This window comes from Plantibacter sp. ME-Dv--P-122b (assembly GCF_030209375.1).
Lineage (GTDB): Bacteria > Actinomycetota > Actinomycetes > Actinomycetales > Microbacteriaceae > Plantibacter.
Genome location: NZ_JARVSC010000003.1, coordinates 1,134,415 through 1,157,083, shown reverse-complemented (window position 1 = coordinate 1,157,083; position 22,669 = coordinate 1,134,415). Strand labels below are relative to the sequence as shown.

The window sequence follows — 22,669 nt, the reverse complement described above, 5'->3', positions numbered from 1 at the left end:
GCGGCCCGGCGTCCGGTTCAGTCGCCGACGGTGCGCTCGCCGCGCTCGTAGACCGATGCGGCGGGCCCGACGATGTTGGTGTCCGGCGTGCCGACGACCTCGTGGTCCTTGTTGTCGTAGTCGAAGCGGTGCAGCACATGCCGCATCGCCTCGACCCTGGCGCGCTTCTTGTCGTTGCTCTTGACGATCGTCCACGGGGCGTCCGCGGTGTCCGTCGCCTCGAGCATCGCCTCCTTCGCGCGCGTGTAGTCGCCCCACTTGTCGAGTGAGGCGAGGTCCATCGGGGAGAGCTTCCACTGCCGCACCGGGTCGACCTGGCGGATCGCGAAGCGCGTGCGCTGCTCGTCGGCGGAGACGGAGAACCAGAACTTCACGAGGTCGACACCGTCACCGACGAGCATCTGCTCGAACAGCGGGGCCTGGCGCATGAACTCGTCGTACTGCGCCGGGGTGCAGAACCCCATCACGCGTTCGACGCCCGCGCGGTTGTACCAGGACCGGTCGAACAGCACGATCTCGCCGGCGGCCGGCAGATGTTGGACGTAGCGCTGGAAGTACCACTGCGTGGACTCGCGGGTGGTCGGCTTCTCGAGTGCGACGACGCGGGCGCCGCGCGGGTTGAGGTGCTCCGTGAAGCGCTTGATCGTGCCGCCCTTGCCGGCCGCGTCGCGTCCCTCGAATACGACGACCAGCCGACGGTCGTTCGCCTTGATCCAGTTCTGCAGCTTCAGCAGCTCAATCTGGAGCAGTCGCTTGTCGCTCTCGTACTGCTCTCGCGACATGCGCTCGGCGTACGGGTAGCCCTCGCGCCACGTGTCGATATGGCTGCCGGCGGCGTCGAGCAGGATGGGGTCGTCGTCGTCGACGTCGACTACCTGGTAGCCGTCGACCTGGTCGAGTGCGGGCGGCGGGGCGTAGTGCGAGACGAGCTGCTGCATGGTCGGGACGCTAGTCCCCGCGCGTAACCGTCAGGTGACCGGTGGGTGACGCGCTGGTGGCGGTTCACAACGCAGGACGCGTCCGGCGTGTCGTCCCCGGCGACGAGCGCTCGGCCGCGACGCGCCGGCGTGCCCCTGAGTTGTGAACGGGGCTAGCCGGCGGAGCGGGTGAGGAGGTCCTGACGCTCGGGGTGCGCGTCGAACCACTCGCCCACGTACCAGCACATCGGGACGATCCGACGGTCGCTGTGCTGCTCGACGTCGTCGACCGCGTAGGCGACGAGTTCGCCCGCATACCCCTTGCCGCGGAAGGGCGGCGTGGTGAAGGTGTGGGGGAACGAGATCGAGTCGCCCGAGATCCGGTAGTCGACGACGCTCACCAGCTGGCCGTCGATGTGCATGGTGTAGCGCTGGGCATCGGTCTCGTTGGCGAACTCCGTGGTCATACGCGGTACAACGCGCGGGGTCGGTCGTTCCTTCCCGAGTGTGCGGGCTGCGGGCTGCCAGAATAGGCACATGTCCCTCGCCGCAGCAGCCGATGAAGTGCCGCTGCGGTGGACCCCGGACGGCCCCGACCTCGTGCTGGAAGGCGACAACCTCGACGTCGTGGCGCAGTTGCCCGACGAGTCGTTCACGCTCATCTACCTCGACCCGCCGTTCAACACCGGCCGCGTGCAGCGTCGCCACTCCTCGACCTCGGTGCGGACGGCCGAGACGGGCGTGAACCGGTTCGCCGGCTTCAAGGGGCAGGCGTACGAGCGCATCCGCGGCGACCTCCGACGCTTCGACGACGCCTTCGACGACTACTGGGGGTTCCTCGAGCCGCGCCTCGTCGAGGCCTGGCGCGTCCTGGCCGCCGACGGCACCCTCTACCTTCACCTCGACTACCGCGAGGCGCACTACGCGAAGGTGCTCCTCGACGCCCTCTTCGGCCGGGAGTGCTTCCTCAACGAGATCATCTGGGCCTACGACTACGGCGCGAAGGCGCAGAGCCGCTGGCCGACGAAGCACGACACGATCCTCGTCTACGTGAAGGACCCGAAGGGGTACCACTTCGACAACGCGACCGTCGACCGTGAGCCCTATATGGCGCCCGGGCTCGTCACCGCGGAGAAGGCGGCGCGCGGCAAGCTTCCCACCGACGTCTGGTGGCACACGATCGTGTCGCCGACCGGTCGCGAGAAGACCGGCTACCCGACCCAGAAGCCGGAGGGCATCCTGCGTCGCATCGTGCAGGCGTCCTCCCGCGAGGGCGACTGGGTGCTCGACTTCTTCGCCGGCAGTGGCACGACGGGGGCGGTCGCGAAGGCGCTCGGTCGTCGGTACGTCCTCGTCGACGAGAACCCGCAGGCGCTCGAGATCATCCGAGCCCGCCTCTCCTAGCCCGCGAACTGTCAGTTCAGCACAGTCGCCACGCCCGGAACTGTCGTCTGGTGACAGTTCGCGGGCTGGCGGGGAGGGTCAGACGGAGGCGCGCGGGACCAGGCGGGTCGGCATCATCGTGACGCGCGAGACCGGCTCGCCGGCGAGGCGATGGACGAGCACCCTCGCCATCTCGGCACCGAGGTCGACGGGCGACTGCGCGATGGTCGTGAGCGGCGGAGCTGCCGTCTCGCCGTAGCGGTCGTCGTCGTAGCCCACGACGGCGATGTCGCCGGGGATCGTCAGGCCGGCCTCGCGGATGACGGAGTAGGCGCCGGCGGCCATCTGGTCGTTCGCAGCGAAGAGTCCGTCGATGGGCACGCCGCGCGCGAGGAGACGCCGCATCGCGGCGGCGCCGTCGGCGGGGGAGAAGTCGCCCACCTCGACGAGGTCGTGCGGAAGACCCGCGAGCTCGAGCTCCGCGCGCCACCCGGCGAGTCGGTCGACCCCGCCCGGCATGTCCTGACGGCCCGCGATCGTCGCGATCCGCGTCCGGCCGGCCTCGATGAGGTGGCGCGCCGCGGTCCTCGCACCCTCGACGTTGTCGACGTCGACGTAGGTGCTGTCGACGACGTCGGCACCCATGGGGCGACCGCCGAACACGATCGGGAGCTCCCGGCCGAGTCGGGTGTACGAGTGGTCACCGCTGTGGTGTGACACGACGAGCGCGCCGTCGACGTTGCCGCCGAGCAGGTATCGGCGGGTCTTCTCGGAGTTCGCCTCACTCGCGATGAGGAGGTTGAGCGTGTAGTCGGTCTCCGCCAGTTCGAGCGCGACGCCCTGCACGACCGACGCGAAGAAGGGATCCGAGAACACGCGCGCAGTCGACTCCGGGACGACGAGCGCGATGACCTGGGTCCGGCGGGAGGCCAGCGACCGGGCGGCGCGGTTCGGGACGTAGTCGAGCGCGGCGATCGCCTCGTTGACGACCGCGACGACCTCGGCGGTGACCTTCGGCGAGCCGTTGACGACCCGCGACACCGTCGCGCGGGAGACGCCTGCGCGGGCCGCGACCATCTCGAGCGTGGGGGCTCCTTGACCGGAGTGCATCATCGTCCCCTTCCGAGCGGGTGAGCGTGCCGAGTGCAGTGTATCGCCGGGCGTCTGGACGCCGGCGGTCGGTGCCCGTTCTCAGGAGGTGACCGGCGTGTCGCGGCGCCTCGACCGCGGCACGCCGCAGTGTTCCTGCGTCAGGGGAGCTCCGCCACGGCGGGCACCACACGCGAGGCGGCGATGCGGCGTGCGTACGCCAGTCCGCTGTCCTTGATCGTGCGCTCCTGGGTGTCGTAGTCGACCCGGACGATGCCGAACCGCTTGTCGTAGCCGTAGGCCCACTCGAAGTTGTCGAGCAGCGACCAGACGAAGTAGCCGCGCACGTCGGCGCCGTCGGCGATCGCGAGTTCCACCTGGTCGATGTGGTCCTGGATGAAGGCGTCGCGGTCGACGTCGTGGATGCGGCCGTCCTCTGCGACGACGTCGTCGTAGGCCGCACCGTTCTCGGTCACGTACAGCGGCGGCAGCGTCGGATACTCGCGGCCGAGCCGGACGAGCAGGGTGCGGAGACCGGCGGGGTGCACCTCCCAGTCCATCGCGGTGCGGGGGAGCCCACGGCTCGGGAAGGAGATGTCCGGCGAGGCGAGCCACGGCGAACCGGCCTCGCGCTCGGTCGCGCCGGAGTGACCGCCGTCGGCACCGGACTCGTCGGGGTGACCCGACACGAGGTCGTCGTGGTAGTGGTTGACGCCGAGGAAGTCGATCGGGGCGGAGATGGTCTCGAGGTCGCCGTCGTGGACGAGCGTGTCGAGGCCGAGGCCCTCGAGATCCCGGACCACGTCGGCGGGGTAGGCGCCGAGGACGATCGGCTCGAGGAAGATGCGGTTCATGATGCCGTCGACGCGGCGGGCGGCGTCGACGTCGGCCGGGTCGGTGGGGTCCGCCGGGATCGCGTTGGTGAGATTGAGGGTGATGCCGATCTGCTCGGCACCGAGCTCGCGGAGGCGGGAGGTCGCCAGGCCGTGCGCGAGGTGCTGGTGGTGGATGGCGGCGAGCGCGGCGGCTTCGTCGCGGCGACCCGGGGCGTGCACGCCGACGGCGTAGCCGAGCAGGGAGGAGCAGAACGGCTCGTTGAAGGTCGTCCAGTGCTGGACGCGGTCGCCGAGGGCCTCGTAGGTGGCCTCGGCGTAGTCGACGAAGCGCAGGGCGGTGTCGCGGTTCGTCCAGCCGCCCTGGTCCTCGAGCGCTTGCGGGAGGTCCCAGTGGTACAGGGTGAGCCAGGGGAGGATGCCGGCGTCGAGGAGCTGGTCGACCAGGCGACTGTAGAAGTCGAGGCCGGCGGGGTTGACGTCGCGGTCGCCCGGCTTGATGCGCGCCCAGCTCGTGGAGAAGCGGTAGGCGTCGAGGCCCAGCTCGGACATGATCGCGATGTCGCCGGCGGTGCGGTGGTAGTGGTCGACGGCGACCTCGAGGTCGTCACCGTTGGCGATCGCTCCGGGGACACGTGCGAAGGCGTCCCAGATGGAGTCCTCCTTGCCGTCCTCGTGCGCTGCGCCCTCGACCTGGGCGGCCGCGGTGGCGGAACCCCAGAGGAACGGCGGCAGGATCAGGGCCGGACGGGTGGTGGGCTGGGGGGCGTGCGTCATCGAAGCTCCTCGTGGCTGGGTGCACGCCCATGCTATCGCTTGCTGAGAGCGCTCTCATGCTGTGTCGCATGTGTGGGTGGGGTGGCGGCCAGCGCGGTGCGCTGACGCGAGCGCGGGTCTGGGGTGTGAGCGCGCCCCTCCGGAGGGGCGCGCTCACGCGCTGGGGCCGCGGTGACGCCGATACGGGCGCGCTCACGTCGGCGCACCGCGCTGGCACCCGGATGACCCCGTCAGTGCGGTGCGCTGGCGGCGGTCACCCCGCGGTCACGTCAGTGCGGTGCGCTGGCAGACCGACGAACGACGATCTGCGGCGGCCGTCACCCCGCGGTCACGTCAGCGCACCGCGCTGGCAAACCAGCGAACGAGGGTCAGCGACGGGCGGACGGATCGACGACGCGGTTGCTCGCGGTGTCGGGTGACAGCTGCGACCCCGCCAGCTCGGCGGCACGCTGGGCGGCGAGCGACAACTCGTCCTCGGCGTCCTCCGCAGCCTGGGCGTCGGTGCGCTCCTGCAGCGCTGACTTCGCCCGCAGCGGCGGCGCCTTGAGGAACCAGCTCAGCACGAACGCGACGGCGACCACCGCGAAGCTCACCCAGAACACGGTCACGGTCGCGTCCGCGAACCCCGTGAGGAACGGCGCGGCCAGGTCGTGGTTGGCACCGACGAGGAACGAGGTGTCGCCGTCGAGCGCGGAACCGGCCGAGCCGCTGTTCTCCTGCGCCCGCTGCAGCACCTTGAGGATGCCCTCGTTCGCCGGGTCCGACAGCACGGCCGGGTCCTGTGCGGCAGCCCGGACCCGTTCGCTGAGCGTCGGGTCGGCGAACGCCGCCGCGATGGTCGTCGGGATCCGCGTGTAGAGCACGGAGAAGATCACGGCCGTGCCCAGCGTCCCACCGATCTGGCGGAAGAAGGTCGACGAGCTCGTCGCCACCCCGATGTCGCGTGCCTCGACGGCGTTCTGGCTCGCGATCGTCAGCGTCTGCATCAGCTGGCCGAGTCCGAGGCCGACGAGCAGCATGCCGCCCATCATCCACCAGACCGGCTTGTCGGCCGTCGCGAAGCTGAAGTAGAAGAAGCCGCTCAGGAGCAGGAAGGTGCCGACGATCGGGAACGCCTTGTACTTGCCGGTCCGGGCGATGATCTGGCCGCTCGCGATCGACGAGATCATGAGACCGAGGATCATCGGCAGCATCAGCAGACCGGACTCGGTCGGCGTCGCGCCCTCGACGAGCTGCAGGAACAGCGGCACCGTCATCATCGCGCCGAACATGCCGAACCCGACGAGCACGCCGAGGATGGTGGCGACCCGGAAGGTCGAGTTCTTGAACAGCTTCAACGGGATGAGTGCGTCGTCGCCCATGGCCCGCTCGACGAGGACGAATCCGATGATGCCGGCGACCCCGATGGCGTAGCAGGCGATGGACCCGGCCGAGGCCCAGCCCCAGATGCGGCCCTGCTCGGCGACGAGCAGCAGGGGCACGACGGCGAGGACGACCGTAGCGGCACCCCACCAGTCGATGCGGACACTGTGGCGGGTGTGCGGGATGTGCAGGAAACGGAGGACGATCGCGAGCGCGATGACACCGATCGGCAGGTTGATGAGGAACACCCAGCGCCAACCGGTGATGAACAACAGCTCGGGGGCACCGGCGAACAGACCGCCGATGAGCGGGCCGATGACGCTCGAGACGCCGAAGACCGCAAGGAAGTACCCCTGGTACTTGGCGCGCTCGCGGGGGGCGAGCATGTCACCCATGATCGTCAGCGGCAGAGCCATGAGGCCACCGGCACCGAGGCCCTGGATGGCGCGGAAGATCGCCAGCTCGTACATCGAACCGGACATGCCGGCGAGGAGCGAGCCGATGAGGAAGATCGAGATCGCGATGATGAACAGCGGGCGGCGGCCGAAGATGTCGGACAGCTTGCCGTAGATCGGTGTCGAGACGGTCGAGGTGATCAGGTACGCGGTGGTGACCCACGCCTGGAGGGCCATACCGTCGAGGTCGTCGGCGATCGTGCGCATCGAGGTGCCGACGATGGTCTGGTCGAGCGCGGAGAGGAACATCCCGGCCATGAGGCCGAAGATGATGAAGAGGATCTGCCGGTGGCTGAGGACGGGGGCGGATCCCGACGGCTCGGTCGAGGCGGGGGAACTGGATGACATGCGGTCTCGTTCGACTCTGGGCGCGCCGGTTTGCAGGCGCACCGACGTTGGGGATTTTGCGTAGTGTGCAAACTTACACCCGGCGCAAGTTCCGCGGCAACCGCTTCGGTCAGGGTGTAGAGGTCGGCGTTGCGTCGAGGTCGGCGTCGAGCGCCGCGAGGTAGTCCAGGGTGGCGGTGAGTGCCACGTGGGCGTCGTCGAGGTCGAGGTGGAACTGGTACTCGTGGGGGAGTGCCGGCTCGTGGTCCGCGGCCCAGAACAGCTTCGTCACGTCGACGCCGGCGTCCTCCAAGGCCCTGCTCATCGGAACCGACTGCAACCAGGTGAGCGCGTCGCCGTTCCCGCCGGTGATGAAGGTGGGCGGGAAGTCGGCGGTGACGAAGTCGATCGTCGACATGAGCGCGCCGGTCGACGTCTCCGACCAGTCCTTCGTGCCCGCGTAGGCCCAGAGCGCGGTCTGCAGGCCCCAGGCGCCGATGCCGTCGAGCTCGGCCATCGCCGGCAGGTCGTAGACCCCGCAGTTGAGGATCGTCCCGACGATCTGATCCGCAGCGATGCCCGGGGTCATGCCCGACAGCGTCGCGTAGTCGGGGTTGGTGGTGAGGACGGCGAGCTGGCTGGCGAGCTGGGATCCCGCTGAGTCGCCCGCGAGTACCAGGCGGTCCGGATTCCCGTTCCACTCGGCGGCGTGCTCCGAGATGTACGCGAGGGCGTCGTTGAGTTGGTTCACGGCCGTCGGATAGACGGCTTCGGGGGCGATCGTGTAGTTGACCGCGATCGTCGTGTACCCCTCAGCCGCGAGGATGCGGAGGTAGGGCTCGACGTTGCCCTTCTCGCCGGAGATCCAAGCGCCGCCGTGGATCCAGACGATGGTGGTCAGCGGCTCGGAGCCGTCCGCGGGGGTGAAGACGTCGAGGGTGGTGTCCACCTGCGGTCGGCCGCCGCTCGGTGCGGCGTACGCGATGTCGCGGAACTCCGTGAGCTTCGTGTCGGGGACGTACGGTTCCATCTCGGCGACCGTCGCAGCACCGCCGCGTTCGAACACCGAGCGGATGAGGAGCGCGGACGGCCACGGGGTGATGGCCGCGATGACCGCCACGACGAGGCCGAGACCGATGACGACGGCGGCCGCGGTCAGGAGCCGACGGAACCGCGGCCGCTTCCGGTGCGTCGGCGCGTGGTGTGCTGGCGTCCTTGCGGTCATGGTCGGGCCCCTCGTCCGGTGTGCAAGCCTGTCGACAGTGTGGCAGAGGCGCATGCGCCGTGTCGCGGTTAGGCTCGACGTGTGACCGCAGCCCACCAGCCCTCCCGCCGACGCCCGGTTTCCCGGCGCGTCCGACGCAACCGCGTGATCGCGTTGAGCGTCCTGGCCGCCGCGCTCGCGATCCTGCTCGTGGTGCTCGTCGTCAACATCGCCGGCGGCGCCACGCCCACCCCGGCCGCCGCCACGAAGACGCCGAGCGCGACCCCGACCGTCACGCCGACGCCGACCCCCACACCGACCCCGACGGAGACGGTACCGGTCGCGCCTCCTGCCCCGCCCGCGTTCGACAAGGCCGCGTTCTCGATCGACGACCCGCTGAGTCCGTGGGTCGTCGTGAACAAGACCCGGCCACTGAACCCGGTCGACTACACGCCACCGGACCTCGTGTCCGTCCCCGTCGCCCACACCTGGGACCCGCTGCTGCGTGCCGAGGCCGCCGCCGCGATCGTGCAGCTGTTCGACACCGCGTCAGCCGAGGCCGGCCTGTCGCTCGCCTCGAACAGCGCGTACCGCAGCTACTCGAGCCAGGTGTCGGTGTACGACAGTGAGCCAGACGACTCGACGACCGCACGCCCCGGCTACAGCGAGCACCAGACCGGCTGGACGATGGACATCGGTGCCGAGAGCGGCAACTGTTCGCTCAACACCTGCTTCGGCGACACGGCGGAGGGGCAGTGGCTCGCCGCGAACGCCTACCGCTTCGGATTCCTCCTGCGGTACCCGGCCGACAAGGTCGACGTCACCGGCTTCTCGTTCGAACCGTGGCACTACCGCTACATCGGCGTGCCGCTCGCGACCGAGATGCACAACACGGGCGTCACGACGCTCGAGGAGTTCTTCGGGCTCCCGGCGGCTCCCGGGTACCTGAACTAGCCCTTCGACAGGCTCAGGGACCGGGACGCAGCAGGCTCAGGGACCGGGGCGGAGCAGGCTCAGGGTCCGGGACGCCGGTCACTGAGAAGTGTCGGTCGCCGAGGCGCCGAGGGCGGCGTCGACGATCTGCTTCGCCTCCGCCTGCACGAGCTTGAGGTGCTCCGCGCCCTTGAACGACTCGGCGTAGATCTTGTAGACGTCCTCGGTGCCGGACGGGCGCGCGGCGAACCACGCGTGCTCGGTCACGACCTTGACGCCGCCGATGGCCGCGTCGTTGCCCGGCGCGTGGCTGAGCTTCGCGACGATCGGGTCGCCGGCGAGCTCGGTCGCCGTGATGGCGTCGCCGTCGAGCTTGCCGAGGCGCGCCTTCTGCTCCTTCGAGGCGGCGGCGTCGACGCGCTCGTACACGGGGTCGCCGAAGCGCTCGGTCAGTTCGCGGTAGAGCACCGAAGGCGTCTTGCCCGTCACGGCGAGGATCTCGGCGGCGAGCAGGCAGAGGAGGATGCCGTCCTTGTCGGTGGTCCACACCGAGCCGTCGAAGCGGAGGAAGCTCGCGCCGGCGCTCTCCTCGCCACCGAAGCCGACCGAGCCGTCGACGAGACCGGGGACGAACCACTTGAAGCCGACCGGTACCTCCCAGAGGCGGCGTCCGAGGGACTCGGCCACGCGGTCGACGACCGACGACGACACGAGGGTCTTGCCCACGGCTGCGTCGTCGCGCCAACCAGGCCGGTTCGCGTAGAGGTAGTCGATCGCGACGGCGAGGTAGTGGTTGGGGTTCATGAGCCCGGCGTCGGGTGTGACGATGCCGTGGCGGTCGGCGTCGGCGTCGTTGCCGGTGAGGAGGTCGAACTCGTCGCGTCGTGCGACGAGCGCTGCCATGGCGGAGGGCGACGACGGGTCCATGCGGATCTTGCCGTCCCAGTCGAGCGTCATGAACGCCCAGGCGGGGTCGACGTGCGGGTTCACGACGGTGAGGTCGATCTCGTAGCGGTCGGCGATCGCCTGCCAGTAGTGGACGCTCGCACCGCCGAGGGGGTCGGCCCCGATGCGGATCCCGCTGCGTTTGATGGCGTCGAGGTTGATGATGTGCTTCAGGTCGTCGACGTAGTTGCCGCGGAAGTCGTACGTCTCGACGGCGGACGGTTCCGCCATCTTGACGTCGTGCAACCCATCGGCGATGAGTTCGTTGGCGCGGTTCGCGATCCACGAGGTCGCGTCGGAGTCGGCGGGTCCGCCGTGCGGGGGGTTGTACTTGAAGCCGCCGTCGGCCGGCGGGTTGTGGCTGGGCGTGACGACGATGCCGTCCGCCTGGTCGCCGTTGCCCTCGGCGTTGTACTTGAGGATCGCGTGGCTGAGCGCGGGGGTCGGAACGAAGTCGTCGAACTCGTCGACCAGGACGCGCACACCGTTGGCGACCAGGACCTCGAGGGCCGTCGTCTGCGCCGGCCCGCTGAGCGCGTGGGTGTCGGAGCCGATGAAGAGCGGCCCGGTGATGCCCTGGCTCGCGCGGTACTCGACGATCGCCTGCGTGGTGGCGGCGATGTGGTCCTGGTTGAACGCGGTGTTCAGGGAGGAGCCGCGGTGGCCGGAGGTGCCGAACACCACCCGCTGTTCGGGGATCGAGACGTCCGGCTTCAGCGTGTAGTACGCGTCGATGAGCGACGGGACGTCGATCAGATCTGCTTCGGTGGCGGGGGTACCTGCGCGATCGTTCATCGCACCAGTCTGGCAGGAACGACCGATGTCAGGAAGGCGCTTGACCCGTGGCGAGTGGCGATTCCCACCGGAGGTCCGGGAAGCGCGCGAAGTCGCGATCGAGCGTGATGAAGGTGGCCCGGTGTTCGATCGCGAGTGCGGCGTGGGCCGCGTCCGAGACGAGGTTGCCTTGGGCCTCGACCGCTGCGCAGAGCGAGGTGAAGACCGTCCAGAACGACGGGCCAGGGCGGACCACCTGAACCCCGGGCTCGTCGCGGAGTCGCTGCATCTGGTCCAGCGCGACGGAGATCGGAGTGGGATCGACGAAGATCCGACGCTGGGTCACGATCCGGATGTACCCCGAGAGCACGGCTTCGCTGACGCCCAGGGGCTCTCTCGATCTGACGGCATCTTCCAACCAGGTTGCGAGCGCGCGGTGGTGTTGTGAATCGGGTCGGAACGCGCCGATGAGGACGTTGGTGTCGACCACCTTCACTCGAAACCGTCCATGATGTCCTCGAGTTGCGCGTTGTTCGTGAGGTCGATTCCTGGGCGGGGTCCTCCCCGGCCGTACGGCACGACCTTGTACGGCTCCCGCTCGGGCGGCGCGGCCGCTGCGGCAAGCTTCGCGCGTAGGGCCTCTTCGATGTAGGCGGTCACGGTCTTCCCCTCCTGCGAGGCGTGCTCGCGGACGGCCTCGTAGAACTCGTCGGCGAGTCGGATGGTCGTTCGCATGAGCCGAGCCTACGAAGGCGTATGTCGGTATGTCAACGACGCTATCGGGTTCCGATCGGCGCAGGGGCGAGCCGACGCGGATCTGTGGAGAGGTCGCTGGTCCGGGTGCCTGTGGAGGGCCGTCGACTAGCGCGTGGCGAGGAGCGCCGCGGCCGAGGCGGAAGCGGAGGCGGTCGTGGAGGCGCTCGTCGTGGATGCGCCCGTCCCGGCGCCCGCGGCGTCCGGTACGGAGGCGCGCTGGTGGGTCGACCCGGGCGTCGTCAGGTCGGCGACCGCGTCGGCCCGACCTGTGACGATGCGCTGGATCGCGTAGAGGCTCTCAGTCGCCGGCCCGAGGTACTTGCCCCGGTCGTCGGCGTTGCTCGACCCGACCGCGTTGTGTCCGTCGACGGCGCCGAGGTGGTCGCCGTCGCCGAGCGTCAGCCCGTCCGAGCCGAACGTGGTCGCGCCCCAGGAGCTCGTGGCGGGGTCGGCCCGACCGGACAGGAGCTGGCCGATACCGGCGAGGGTGTCGGCGCTCGCCTGAGAGGCGTACACGCGGCTCGCCGGGACGTGCAGATCGTCGATCCCGATCTCCGTCGGGATACCGGCCGAACCGAGCATGACGAAGTCGTCGACGTGGTAATCGCCGGACGCCAACGCGAGCGAGGCCGTCGCCGTGCCGTACGAGTGCGCCACGACGCTCAGCTGCGAGACGATGCCGTGAGCGGATCGGACGGCGTCGTATCCGGCGAGCACCCCGGCGAGCAGGGGTGCTCCCTCGACCGCCCGGTCGTTCGACGGCACTTCGAGCGCGCTCGGGCTGTGTCCGCCGATCCAGAGGATGACCGCACTGTCGGTTGCGGCGGTCTGGATGCGCTTCGCCCCGCGCAGGTAGTCGTCGAGCTCCAGGGCGCTGCTGTTCATCCCGGGGACGAGCACCGTGACGTAGGCGGCGGTGTCCACGTCTCCGACGGCGACCGCGACCCGCGGGGGTCCGGCGCCGCCCGCCTGCAAGGTGATGAGGTACTCCGGCTGGAGGCGGGCGGCGATCGCGTCCGGTGTGTACCGGTCGACGAGCAGCTTGATCGCGTCCAGGCGCGACAGGGTCGTGGCGAGGGCCGCCGAGTCCGCCTGCCCGTCGACCTGGTCGCTGCCCACGGTCAGTGAGCGGTAGCTCGCCTCAGTGTCGGCGAGGAGGCCGGCGAGGCGGGAGACGTTGGCCGTCGCCCGGTCCGTGTAGGCGACGCCCTCGAGGTTCCCGATGACCGCCGGGTAACCGGTGATGAGCAGTGCACGGTATCCGGGGGCGAGCTCGGTCCACAGCTGCGCGACCTGCGATGAGGACATCGTCGTGAGGGCCGTCGCCGCCGCGGCGAGGTCCCCGGCGTAGGCGGTGGTGAATGCGGCGGCCGTCATCGTCGGGACGGAGGATGCCGCCGGTGCGAAGTCGGTGGCGGAGATCGCGGTCGCGCCGGCGGTCGAGGTCTGCGTCACGGTGACGACGCCGGCCAGGATGGCGGCGATCGCGACGGTCATGACGAGCGATTTGACGAGCGTCGCGCGAGCCGCCGAGATCGGCCGGTGCACCCAGGTCGGCAGCGACAACGACGGGAGGCTCCAGGAGGAGCCGAGGGTGAACGCGGCCTCGCCGCCGCTCGCCAGGTTCAGTCGGGGAGTGGACCGCGGGGCGGCGTCGGTGAAGACACTCGTCACGTCACTCCTGTTCCTGTCTCAGCCCGTCGGGTGGAGCCTCGCGCGACATGGATCACGCATCGAGATCGGGGAGACGAACGGCCGTGAACTCGCTTCCCGAGACGAGCGGCAGCGCTCAATACACCCTTGTATCCATTGTGGCGGGTATTGGCGGGATTTGAATAGCTCAAAACGGGGGGTATCTGGGCCGAAATGGCCCGATCTTCCTGGAAATCACCCGAATGTGACCTGGAAGGGAGTCAACGGGCGCCCGAGGGCGTGTCGCGAACCACACGGTACGCTCGGAGGCATGCCAGCCGCACCCGCCGACGACGCCCTCCGGAGCTACAGTTTCCTCGGTCCGAGCGGGACCTTCACCGAGGTCGCGCTCGGCCAGGTGGAGGAGGCCAAGGGGCAGATCTGGAAGCCCGTGTCGAACGTCGGCGAGGCCCTCGGCGACGTCCTCGAGGGCCGCAGTACGGCCGCGGTCATCGCCATCGAGAACTCGGTCGACGGGGGCGTGTCCGTGGCGCAGGATGCACTGGCGACGATGCCCGGTCTGCGCATCGTCGGCGAGGTGCTCGTACCGGTGAACTTCGTGCTCGTCGCCCGCCCCGGAACCCGCCTCGAGGACGTCTCGGTCGTCAACGCCCACCCCGTCGCCTACGGACAGTGTCACCTCTGGCTCGACGCCAAGCTGCCTTCGCACGGACACATCCCGGCGTCGAGCAACGTCGCCGCCGCAGCATCCCTCCTCGACGGCACCTCGACCGCCGACGCCGCGGTCGCCCCGCCCGGCATCGTGAACCACTACGACCTCGACGTCCTCGCGGAGAACATCGGTGACAACCCGAACGCCGTGACCCGCTTCGTCGTCGTCAGTCGTTCACGGGAGATCCCGGCCCGGACGGGCGCCGACAAGACGAGCCTCATCGTCGAGTTGCCGAACGACGAGTCCGGCTCGCTGCTCGGCATGCTCGAGCAGTTCTCCACGCGCGGCGTGAACCTGAGTCTCATCGAGTCCCGGCCCATCGGCGACGCGCTCGGCCGCTACCGCTTCGTGATCGACGCCCTCGGACACATCGAAGACGAACGGATGGCCGACGCCCTGCTGGGGCTCCGACGCTTCAGCCCGAACGTGATCTTCCTTGGCTCGTACCCGAGTGCCGACCGCACTGCCGTCGACTACCACTCGCGCTACAACGACGAGGTGTTCATCGAAGCCCGTGACTGGTTGCGCGGGCTGCTCTCGGCGGAGCCGCTCGACGACTGAGTCGTCGCGCTCGCGCGCAACTCCTGCTGTCGGTCCGCGTCCAAGGTCGGGGACGGCGTGTCGGCGGTATCCGCGGCAGGGTGCAGGAGTTGTGGACGGCGACCACGCGTCAACGGTGCTTCAGCTGACGATGTCGACACCGTGACCGCGGAGGCGACGCTGGTCGGCGGTGAGCGAGGCGATGAGCCGCTCGTTCGTCCCGCGGATGTGACGCGCGACGAGGTCCGCCGCGCGCTCGGGGTCGCGCGCCGCGACCGCGTCGAGGATGGCGCGGTGCTCCGTGGCGGCCTGCTCTCGGGCCTCGGGCGTCCGCACCTCGAGCCAGCGGGTGCGGGCGAGCCGGACCATCGCGCCGTGCACCCCCTCGGCGAGCAGGTGGTTCGCGGACAGCGCCGCGAGCTCCTCGTGGAAGTCGCCGCCGACACGGAGCACCGTGTGCTCGTCGTCGGGTCCGGGTTCGTCGAGGAGGGTGCGGATCGCGGCGAGCTGTGCTTCGGTCGCGCGTTCGGCGGCGAGCCGGACGCCGGCGGTCTCGAGCGCCTCGCGGACCTCGGCGATGAGGCCGATCTCCTCGAGGTCGATGGGGGCGACGATCCAGCCGCGGCCGTCCCGACGCGCCAGCCCCTCGGCCTCGAGTCGGGTGAGTGCGGCGCGCACGGGGGTCCGTGACGCCGCGAACCGTTGCTCGAGCCCCCGCTCGGTGAGTGGCTGCCCGGGTGCGAGGTCCAGCGTCAGGATCGCCCCGCGGAGGCGCCCGTAGAGCTGCGTGGTCTGCGTCGGAGTGCTCATCCGTGTTCCCGATCCGGTCGATGGCGCTTGGTATACCAAGATGGTGTACCGTCATGCTAGCAGGGGGAGACACCCTCGGCAGGAAGCGGCACGATGACCGGATCGACACCAGCCCCAGTGGCCTCAGTGGACGCGCGTGCACCACGTCCACCGATGCCGAACGCCGGTCGGGCCTGGACCGTCCTCGGGCTCGGTGTCGCCGCACAGACCGCCGGCACGCTCTTCGTCAGCACCCCGGCGTTCCTCATCCCGCTCCTGCACGCCGAGCGGGGTATGTCGCTCGCCGAGGCCGGCGTCCTGGCCGCTGCCCCCACGCTCGGCATGGTGCTGACGCTCATCGCGTGGGGCTGGCTGGCCGACCGCGTCGGTGAGCGCATCGTCATCGCTGGCGGTCTCGCGCTCACCGCGCTGGCCGCTGCCGGGGCGATCGCCGCGGACGGCCTCATCCCCTCGCTCGGCTACGGTCCGCTCGGCATCCTGCTCCTCCTCGGTGGCGCCGCCTCCGCGAGCACGAACTCGGCGAGCGGCCGGATCGTCGTCGGCTGGTTCCCGAAGGACCGCCGCGGCCTCGCGATGGGGATCCGCCAGATGTCCCAGCCGCTCGGCGTCACGGCGGCCGCGGTGACGGTGCCGTCCGTGGCGACGGCGTCGGGTGTCTCCGCCGCCCTCGTGATCTCGCTCGTCGCGACGGGTGTCCTCGCCGTGGCCTGCACCATCGGACTCCGGAATCCGCCTCGGACCGTCGTGCCGAAGCCGGTCCCGACGGAGACGACGCCGAACCCCGTGGCCGCGCGACCCCGCAACCCCTACCGAGGTGACGGCTTCCTCTGGCGCATCCACGCCGTGTCGATCCTGCTCGTGGTGCCGCAGTTCACGCTCACGACCTTCGCGCTCGTCTGGCTCGTCGCCGATCAGGGCTGGAACGCGCTCGCGGCGGGCGTGCTCGTCGGTGTCTCGCAGTTCGTCGGCGCCGTCGGCCGGATCGGCGTCGGGGTGTTGAGCGACCGCGTCGGCAGCCGGGTGCGACCGCTGCGCTGGGTGGCGGTGTCGGCGGTCGTCGTCATGCTGCTCCTCGCCGGCGTCGGGCTGCTGCAGTGGCCGGTGGCGGTCGCGGTCGTACTCGTCGTGGCCAGCGCGGTGACGGTCGCCGACAACGGGCTCGCCTTCACCTCGGTCGCCGAGATGGCCGGCCCAGCCTGGGCCGGACGAGCGCTGGGGGCGCAGAACACCGGGCAGTTCATCGCCGCGTCGATCGTCGGTCCGGCGGTCGGAGCGCTCATCGGCCTCGTCGGCTATCCGCTCGCCTTCCTCGCGGTCGCGGTGCTCCCGGCCCTCGCGATCCCGATCATCCCGAGCGAGGCCGCGGAGCACGACCACCTCTAGCTCGGCCGCGTCCGCCGGTCTGGATGGCTCATCTAGTCGACGTTTGACGGATATCTATCGCGGCTGCCAGGCTTGCCGAGGCCCCACGACGGCCCGTGTACCTCCCCGCCGGCGAGTCGCGCTCCACTGCCTCCGACCACCGTCGAGCGACAGCCGGAGACGCCTGGTCGGCCGATCAGAAAGCACCACAGTGACCGGCACCACCATGTCCACCGACCCCGTCCACGCCGTCGCGGAGGCCGCACTGCGGCGCAACGCGGGCGAACCCGAGTTCCACCAGGCGCTCATCGAAGTCCTCGAGTCCATCCGCCCGGCGCTCGACGAACACCCGGAGTACCTCGAGGCGGGCATCCTCGAACGTCTCGTCGAACCCGAGCGGCAGGTGGTCTTCCGCGTGCCGTGGACCGACGACCGCAACCGCGTGCAGGTGAACCGCGGCTTCCGCGTCCAGTTCAACTCGGCGCTCGGCCCCTACAAGGGCGGGCTGCGCTTCCACCCGAGCGTGAACCTGTCGATCGTGAAGTTCCTCGGGTTCGAGCAGATCTTCAAGAACGCCCTCACCGCGCAGGGCATCGGCGGCGCGAAGGGCGGGAGCGACTTCGACCCGCACGGACGATCGGACGCCGAGATCATGCGCTTCTGCCAGAGCTTCATGAACGAGCTCTACCGCCACCTCGGCGAGCACACCGACGTCCCGGCCGGCGACATCGGCGTCGGCGCGCGCGAGATCGGCTTCCTCTTCGGCCAGTACCGGAAGATCACCAACCGCCACGAGTCGGGCATGTTCACCGGCAAGGGCGTCGGCTGGGGTGGTGCTGAGGTGCGCACGGAGGCGACCGGGTACGGGACGGTGTTCTTCGTGGACGAGATGCTCGCCGTCGACGGTCGCGGGGTCGACGGCAAGCGCGTCATCGTCTCCGGTTCCGGGAACGTTGCGACGTACGCGATCGAGAAGGTCCACCAACTCGGTGGCACCGCCGTCACCGCGTCGGACTCCTCCGGGTACGTGGTCGACGACGCCGGCATCGACCTCGAGCTCCTCAAGCAGATCAAGGAGGTCGAGCGCGGCCGGATCTCCGAGTACGCAGCCCGCCGTCAGGGCGCCCACTTCGTCGCCGGCGGCAGCGTCTGGGAGGTCCCGGGGGAGATCGCGCTGCCGAGTGCGACGCAGAACGAACTGCACGAACGCGACGCGATCGCCCTCGTGAAGCACGGTGTCATCGCGGTCGCGGAGGGCGCGAACATGCCGTCGACGCCCGAGGCCGTGCGGGTGTTCCAGCAGGCCGGCGTCCTCTTCGGCCCGGGGAAGGCGGCGAACGCCGGTGGTGTGGCGACCTCGGCGCTCGAGATGAGCCAGAACGCGGCCCGGCAGCGGTGGTCCTTCGACGACAGCGAGGTGAAGCTGCGCGGCATCATGCACGGCGTGCACCGCGCCGCCTACGAGGCCGCCGAACGCTACGGCCGGCCGGGCGACTACGTCGTCGGCGCGAACACCGCGGCGTTCGTGAAGGTCGCGGACGCGATGCTCGCCCAGGGCGTCATCTAGCCCGCCACTGTCCCTGACTCAGGAGTGATCCGGCGCGTCGACCGCTGACGGGCCCGGCGCGCCGCACCCCTCCTGAGTCGGCGACGCGGAAGCCGCCGGAGCAGGACACGGCGGGTGTCGGATTGCGACGGGGTGGTCGGCTCCTGGACGGCGAGTGACTAGCCTCGAAGGGTGACCGACCCCCGCCCCGCAACCACCGTCATCGTCGGCGCCGGACTCTTCGGCCTGGCGACCGCCGTCCACCTCGCCCGCGCCGGGCGACGGGTGACGGTGCTGGAGTCGGGCACCGCCGCCGGTGCGACGACCGCTGCGGGAGCGGGCTTCGTCGGCCTCTGGGCGGCGGGCTACGCCTGGTACTGGGACGAGTCGGAACTCGCCCTCGAGCAGGCGGGCCTCGACTTCTACCGTGGGCTCGACGCGGCCGGATACGACATCGGGCTGCGGAACACGGGCAACGTGTGGCTCGCCCTCACCGAGCAGGCCGTGCTCGACCACCTGCTGCCGTTCGCCGAGCACCCGCTCCGTCCCGAGGACGCCCGCCTGCTGACCGCCGTCGAGACCGCCGAGCTCGTTCCGGGTCTCGACCCTGAGGCCATCGTCGGGGCGTTCATCCATCCCGACGGCATCCAGATCAGTGCGCCCGACGCCGGACTCGCGCTCGCGGCGCTCGCCCGGGCCGAGGGCGTCGAGATCGTCGAGCACACGCCCGTCGTCGACCTCCTCGCCGAGGGTGGCCGAGCCGTCGGTGTCCTCACCGCCGCCAGTGAGCGCGTCCTCGGCGACGAGGTCGTCCTCGCCGCCGGGTCCTGGACGAACGAACTCTTCGCCGCCACGGACCGCGTGCTGCCGTTCGCGCGGGTGATCGCGAGCCGCCTGACCACCGCCCCGTTCGGCCTCGGCGAGCTGCCGACCCTCATGATCCCGGAACTCGACGGGCTGTGGATCCGAGAACACCTCGGCGGCCTCACCTACGGCAACGGCGTCGGCTACGAGGCGCTGGCAGTGCGCGACAGCCCGGCGGACCGGCGCCCGGACCGCCCCGACCTCGTCGAGGCGATGCGGGAGCACCTGTCGCCGATCGTCTCCGAGCTCATCCCGGCAGCCGCGCCCGTCGTCGACGACGCCGAAGCCGTGCAGGGGATCGTGTCGTACACCGCGGACCGCCGCTTCATCGCGGGGCCCGTCCCGGAGCTCGACGGGCTGTACGTCGTCGCCGGCGACAACGAGTCCGGCGTCACCCACGGCCCCGGACTCGGCCGGATGCTCGCCGAACTGATGGTCACGGGTGAGAGCCCCTTCGTCGACGCGTCGCGGTACGCGCCGGGTCGATTCCCGTCCCGTCCGTTCGCCGACGAGGCCGCCGTGGCCGCCGCGATGCCGGCTCGTCGGGCGGTCGACGCGCGCGCTGCCGCAGCGACGCGCGTGACGACGGAGTCAGGCCTACCTGCGGAGTCGGGCCGATGACCGCGCCGGGTCCGGCAGCGGACGCGACGCCGACCGCGCTGCCGGCGCGCGCCGAGGTCGTGGTCATCGGTGCCGGGATCGTCGGTGCGGCGGCTGCGCGCTCGCTGGCCGAGCAGGGCCGGGACGTGCTGCTCCTCGAGCGGTACCCGCGCGGTCACGAGCACGGCTCCTCACATGGCGCGACCCGCATCTTCCGACAGGGTTACGACGCCGACGACTACGTCGCCCTGACCTCGGAGGCGCTCGAGGCCTGGCGGGCGCTCGAATCGGCGAGCGGGCGGACACTGCTCGACCTCACCGGAGCGCTCGACCACGGCCGCCCGGAGATGCTCGCGGCGATCGAGGCGGCGATGACCCGGGCTGGGATCGCGTCGGAGCGCCTCACTCCGGAGCAGGCGAGCGACCGCTGGCCCGGACTGCGGTTCGACCGCGAGGTCCTCCACCACGCGACCGGTGGGCGACTGTACTCCGCCGAGGCGATCGAGGCCCTGCTCGACCTCGCCGAGGTGGCAGGAGCGGCCCTGCGCTTCGGCCTGCGGGTCACGGGCGTCGAACCGGCCGAGTCGACCGATTCGACCGCGGGCGTCGCCGGCGCCGTCGTCCGCACCGAGCTGGGCGACGTCGTCGCGGACCACGTGGTCGTCGCGGCCGGGTCCTGGACACCCGACCTCGTCGGCGACCTCGCTCGCAGCGTCGGTCGTCCGCTGCCCGAGATCGTCGTGACGCAGGTCCAACCCGCGCACTTCCCGAGCGAGCTGGCCACCGACGCCTGGCCGAGTTTCGTCCACTACCCCGCCGAGGGGTCGAGCGTGTACGGGCTGCTGACGCCGGGCGAGGGGGTCAAGGTCGGCCTGCACGGCGGTGCCGTCCACGTCCACCCCGACGAACGCGACGGCCTCGCCGAACCCGAGGAACTCGCGCGGCTCACCGCCTACGTCGCCGAATGGGTGCCCGGCGTCGACGCGTCGGCACCCCATACCATCAGCTGCCTCTACGACCTGAGTCCCAGCGAGGATTTCGTGATCGACCGGATCGACAGCATCATCGTCACGACGGGATTCTCCGGTCACGGCTTCAAGTTCGGCCCGGTACTGGGGCGACTCATCGCCGATCTCGTCGACGGAGCCGAACCGCACCCGAGGTTTGCGCTCGCCGCCCACGCGGTGCCCGTCGCGCCAGCAGCATCAGCACTCCCGCAGTCACCCGAAGGAACCGCTCCATGAACCGATCCGCCAGATTCGCCACGGTCGCCATCGGCCTCGGTGTCGTCGCCGCCCTCACCGGTTGCACGGCCCAGGGCGGCACCACCACGACCACCGCGCTCGTCATCGGCACCACCGATCAGATCGTGTCGCTCGACCCGGCCGGTGCCTGGGATCGCGGTTCCTTCACGCCGCAGAACCAGATCTACCAGCACCTGCTCAGCTACGACGAGGGTGACGTCGTCCCCGCCCCCGACGCGGCGGAGTCGTGCGACTTCACCGACGAGACCACCTACGTCTGCACGGTCAAGGAGGGGCTGACCTTCTCCAACGGCCACGCGCTCACGGCCGAGGACGTCGTCTACTCCTTCACGCGCGTCCGTGAGATCGCCGCCGACAACGGCCCGTCGCCACTGCTCGCGAACCTCGACAGCGTCGAGGAGGGTGACGACAACCAGGTCGTCTTCCACCTCACGGTCCCGAACGACCAGACCTGGCCCTACGTGCTCACGAGCATGGCGGGGCCGATCGTCGACGAGGAGGTCTTCCCGGCGGACAGGCTGCTGAGCGACGACGACGTGATCGGCTCCGGTCCCTACGCGGTCGACAGCTACCAGGCGGGCGGACTGCTCTCCCTCGAGGCGAACTCGCGCTACTCCGGGACCCGCGCGAAGACGCAGCACGTCGTGCTCAAGCCGTACACGACGGCGTCGAACCTGCGGCTCGACCTGGAGAAGGGCGACGTCGACATCGCCTACCGCTCACTGACCGCGACGGACGTCGCCGACCTCCGGAGCGACTCCGACCTGCAGGTCGTCGAGGGGCCGGGCGGTTCGGTGCGGTTCCTCACGTTCAACCTGAACACCCAGCCGGGTGCGAACGACGCGCAGAAGCTCGCCATCCGGCAGGCGGTCGCGTCGCTCGTCGATCGCGAGGAGATCGCCGAGCAGGTCTACAAGGGCACCTACGCGCCGGCGTACTCGGTCGTGCTCGACGGCCAGACGGGTGCGACGCCCGCATTCCAGACCGCGTACGGTGACGCGCCGGACCCGGCGAAGGCCGCGGCGATCCTTGCGGCCGCGGGCGTCAGCACCCCGGTCGCCCTGCCGATCCAGTACACGAGCGACCACTACGGCCCCGACTCCGACCAGGAGTACGCGCTCATCACGTCGCAGCTGGAGGAGTCCGGCCTGTTCACCGTCGACCTGCAGTCGACCGAGTGGACGAGCTACGTGAAGGAGCTGAACCCGGAGTCGGGCTACCCGGCGTACCAGCTGGGGTTCTTCCCGGACTACCCGGATCCCGACAACTTCCTGCGTTCGGCGTACTCGACGACCGGGGCGTCCGTCGCCAACGGGTACTCGGACCCGGCCGTCGACGCGCTCATCGACACCGAGGCGACGGCGACCGACCCGGCTGCGCGTATCGCGGCGATCGAGCAGATCCAGGTACTGACCGCGACCGCGGCTCCGATCATCCCGCTGCTCCAGGGCACCGAGACGGTCCTCGCCCAGAAGAACGTGACGGGCCTCGAGGACACGCTCGACGCCACCTACACCTTCCGCTTCGCGGTCCTCGACCGCACGAAGTAGTCGCCGCCGGCG

The 22,669-nt window shown here is 70.3% G+C and carries 19 protein-coding genes; 8 read left to right on the top strand and 11 right to left on the bottom strand.

Annotated elements, in window-relative coordinates; all coding sequences use genetic code 11:
* Nucleotides 1-17: 17 nt before the first annotated feature.
* Entirely contained in the window at nt 18-938 is a 921-nt protein-coding gene (ppk2, locus tag QRN19_RS10125) for a polyphosphate kinase 2 (RefSeq protein ID WP_285026704.1), read from the bottom strand.
* Between the two features lie 152 nt (nt 939-1,090).
* A complete protein-coding gene (locus tag QRN19_RS10120) occupies nt 1,091-1,384 on the bottom strand; it encodes a GNAT family N-acetyltransferase (protein WP_285026702.1) in 294 nt (97 codons plus the stop codon).
* A 70-nt stretch (nt 1,385-1,454) separates the two neighbouring features.
* On the opposite strand from QRN19_RS10120, the gene QRN19_RS10115 reads away from it, so the two are divergent.
* The gene (locus tag QRN19_RS10115; protein WP_079706442.1) at nt 1,455-2,321 is read left to right on the top strand and encodes a DNA-methyltransferase; all 867 of its coding nucleotides are present in this window, start codon (nt 1,455-1,457) and stop codon (nt 2,319-2,321) included.
* A gap of 78 nt (nt 2,322-2,399) precedes the next feature.
* Here QRN19_RS10115 and QRN19_RS10110 read toward each other — a convergent pair whose 3' ends face one another.
* From QRN19_RS10110 to QRN19_RS10095, 4 genes are all read right to left on the bottom strand, one after another.
* Nucleotides 2,400-3,413, bottom strand: coding sequence for a LacI family DNA-binding transcriptional regulator (locus QRN19_RS10110; protein WP_502928128.1), 1,014 nt, complete (start codon nt 3,411-3,413; stop codon nt 2,400-2,402).
* 137 nt (nt 3,414-3,550) lie between these two features.
* Nucleotides 3,551-4,999, bottom strand: coding sequence for a GH1 family beta-glucosidase (locus QRN19_RS10105; RefSeq protein ID WP_285026698.1), 1,449 nt, complete (start codon nt 4,997-4,999; stop codon nt 3,551-3,553).
* A gap of 368 nt (nt 5,000-5,367) precedes the next feature.
* Entirely contained in the window at nt 5,368-7,164 is a 1,797-nt protein-coding gene (locus QRN19_RS10100) for an MDR family MFS transporter (RefSeq protein ID WP_285026697.1), read from the bottom strand.
* 109 nt (nt 7,165-7,273) lie between these two features.
* On the bottom strand, nt 7,274-8,368 hold the full coding sequence (locus tag QRN19_RS10095; protein ID WP_285026696.1) for an alpha/beta hydrolase: 1,095 nt from the start codon (nt 8,366-8,368) through the stop codon (nt 7,274-7,276).
* An 81-nt stretch (nt 8,369-8,449) separates the two neighbouring features.
* Here QRN19_RS10095 and QRN19_RS10090 point away from each other — a divergent pair, with 81 nt between their 5' ends.
* On the top strand, nt 8,450-9,301 hold the full coding sequence (locus tag QRN19_RS10090; protein ID WP_285026695.1) for a M15 family metallopeptidase: 852 nt from the start codon (nt 8,450-8,452) through the stop codon (nt 9,299-9,301).
* A gap of 78 nt (nt 9,302-9,379) precedes the next feature.
* On the opposite strand, the gene pgm is transcribed toward QRN19_RS10090, so the two are convergent.
* From pgm to QRN19_RS10070, 4 genes are all read right to left on the bottom strand, one after another.
* Entirely contained in the window at nt 9,380-11,020 is a 1,641-nt protein-coding gene (gene pgm, locus QRN19_RS10085) for a phosphoglucomutase (alpha-D-glucose-1,6-bisphosphate-dependent) (protein ID WP_285026694.1), read from the bottom strand.
* A 28-nt stretch (nt 11,021-11,048) separates the two neighbouring features.
* Nucleotides 11,049-11,489 (bottom strand): type II toxin-antitoxin system VapC family toxin, encoded by a 441-nt coding sequence (locus QRN19_RS10080; protein WP_285026692.1) that lies wholly within the window; start codon nt 11,487-11,489, stop codon nt 11,049-11,051.
* 2 nt (nt 11,490-11,491) lie between these two features.
* Nucleotides 11,492-11,734: a ribbon-helix-helix protein, CopG family gene (locus QRN19_RS10075; protein WP_071260626.1), complete on the bottom strand. Its 243-nt coding sequence runs from the start codon at nt 11,732-11,734 to the stop codon at nt 11,492-11,494.
* Nucleotides 11,735-11,860: 126 nt separating this feature from the next.
* Entirely contained in the window at nt 11,861-13,429 is a 1,569-nt protein-coding gene (locus QRN19_RS10070; RefSeq protein WP_285026690.1) for an alpha/beta hydrolase, read from the bottom strand.
* A 289-nt stretch (nt 13,430-13,718) separates the two neighbouring features.
* Between QRN19_RS10070 and pheA the strand changes: the two genes are divergently transcribed.
* Entirely contained in the window at nt 13,719-14,681 is a 963-nt protein-coding gene (gene pheA, locus QRN19_RS10065; protein ID WP_285026689.1) for a prephenate dehydratase, read from the top strand.
* 120 nt (nt 14,682-14,801) lie between these two features.
* Here pheA and QRN19_RS10060 read toward each other — a convergent pair whose 3' ends face one another.
* A complete protein-coding gene (locus QRN19_RS10060) occupies nt 14,802-15,470 on the bottom strand; it encodes a GntR family transcriptional regulator (RefSeq protein WP_285026688.1) in 669 nt (222 codons plus the stop codon).
* A 153-nt stretch (nt 15,471-15,623) separates the two neighbouring features.
* Here QRN19_RS10060 and QRN19_RS10055 point away from each other — a divergent pair, with 153 nt between their 5' ends.
* The 5 genes from QRN19_RS10055 (at nt 15,624) to QRN19_RS10035 (ending at nt 22,657) form a co-directional block, all read left to right on the top strand.
* Nucleotides 15,624-16,853 (top strand): MFS transporter, encoded by a 1,230-nt coding sequence (locus QRN19_RS10055; RefSeq protein ID WP_285026687.1) that lies wholly within the window; start codon nt 15,624-15,626, stop codon nt 16,851-16,853.
* A gap of 205 nt (nt 16,854-17,058) precedes the next feature.
* The gene (gene gdhA / locus QRN19_RS10050) at nt 17,059-18,399 is read left to right on the top strand and encodes an NADP-specific glutamate dehydrogenase (protein WP_285026763.1); all 1,341 of its coding nucleotides are present in this window, start codon (nt 17,059-17,061) and stop codon (nt 18,397-18,399) included.
* A 171-nt stretch (nt 18,400-18,570) separates the two neighbouring features.
* The gene (locus tag QRN19_RS10045; protein ID WP_285026686.1) at nt 18,571-19,863 is read left to right on the top strand and encodes an NAD(P)/FAD-dependent oxidoreductase; all 1,293 of its coding nucleotides are present in this window, start codon (nt 18,571-18,573) and stop codon (nt 19,861-19,863) included.
* Nucleotides 19,860-21,086, top strand: a complete 1,227-nt coding sequence (locus tag QRN19_RS10040; RefSeq protein ID WP_285026685.1) for an FAD-dependent oxidoreductase — start codon at nt 19,860-19,862, stop codon at nt 21,084-21,086. Before QRN19_RS10045 ends, QRN19_RS10040 begins: the two co-directional genes overlap by 4 nt.
* Nucleotides 21,083-22,657, top strand: coding sequence for an ABC transporter substrate-binding protein (locus QRN19_RS10035; protein ID WP_285026684.1), 1,575 nt, complete (start codon nt 21,083-21,085; stop codon nt 22,655-22,657). Before QRN19_RS10040 ends, QRN19_RS10035 begins: the two co-directional genes overlap by 4 nt.
* Nucleotides 22,658-22,669: the final 12 nt, after the last annotated feature.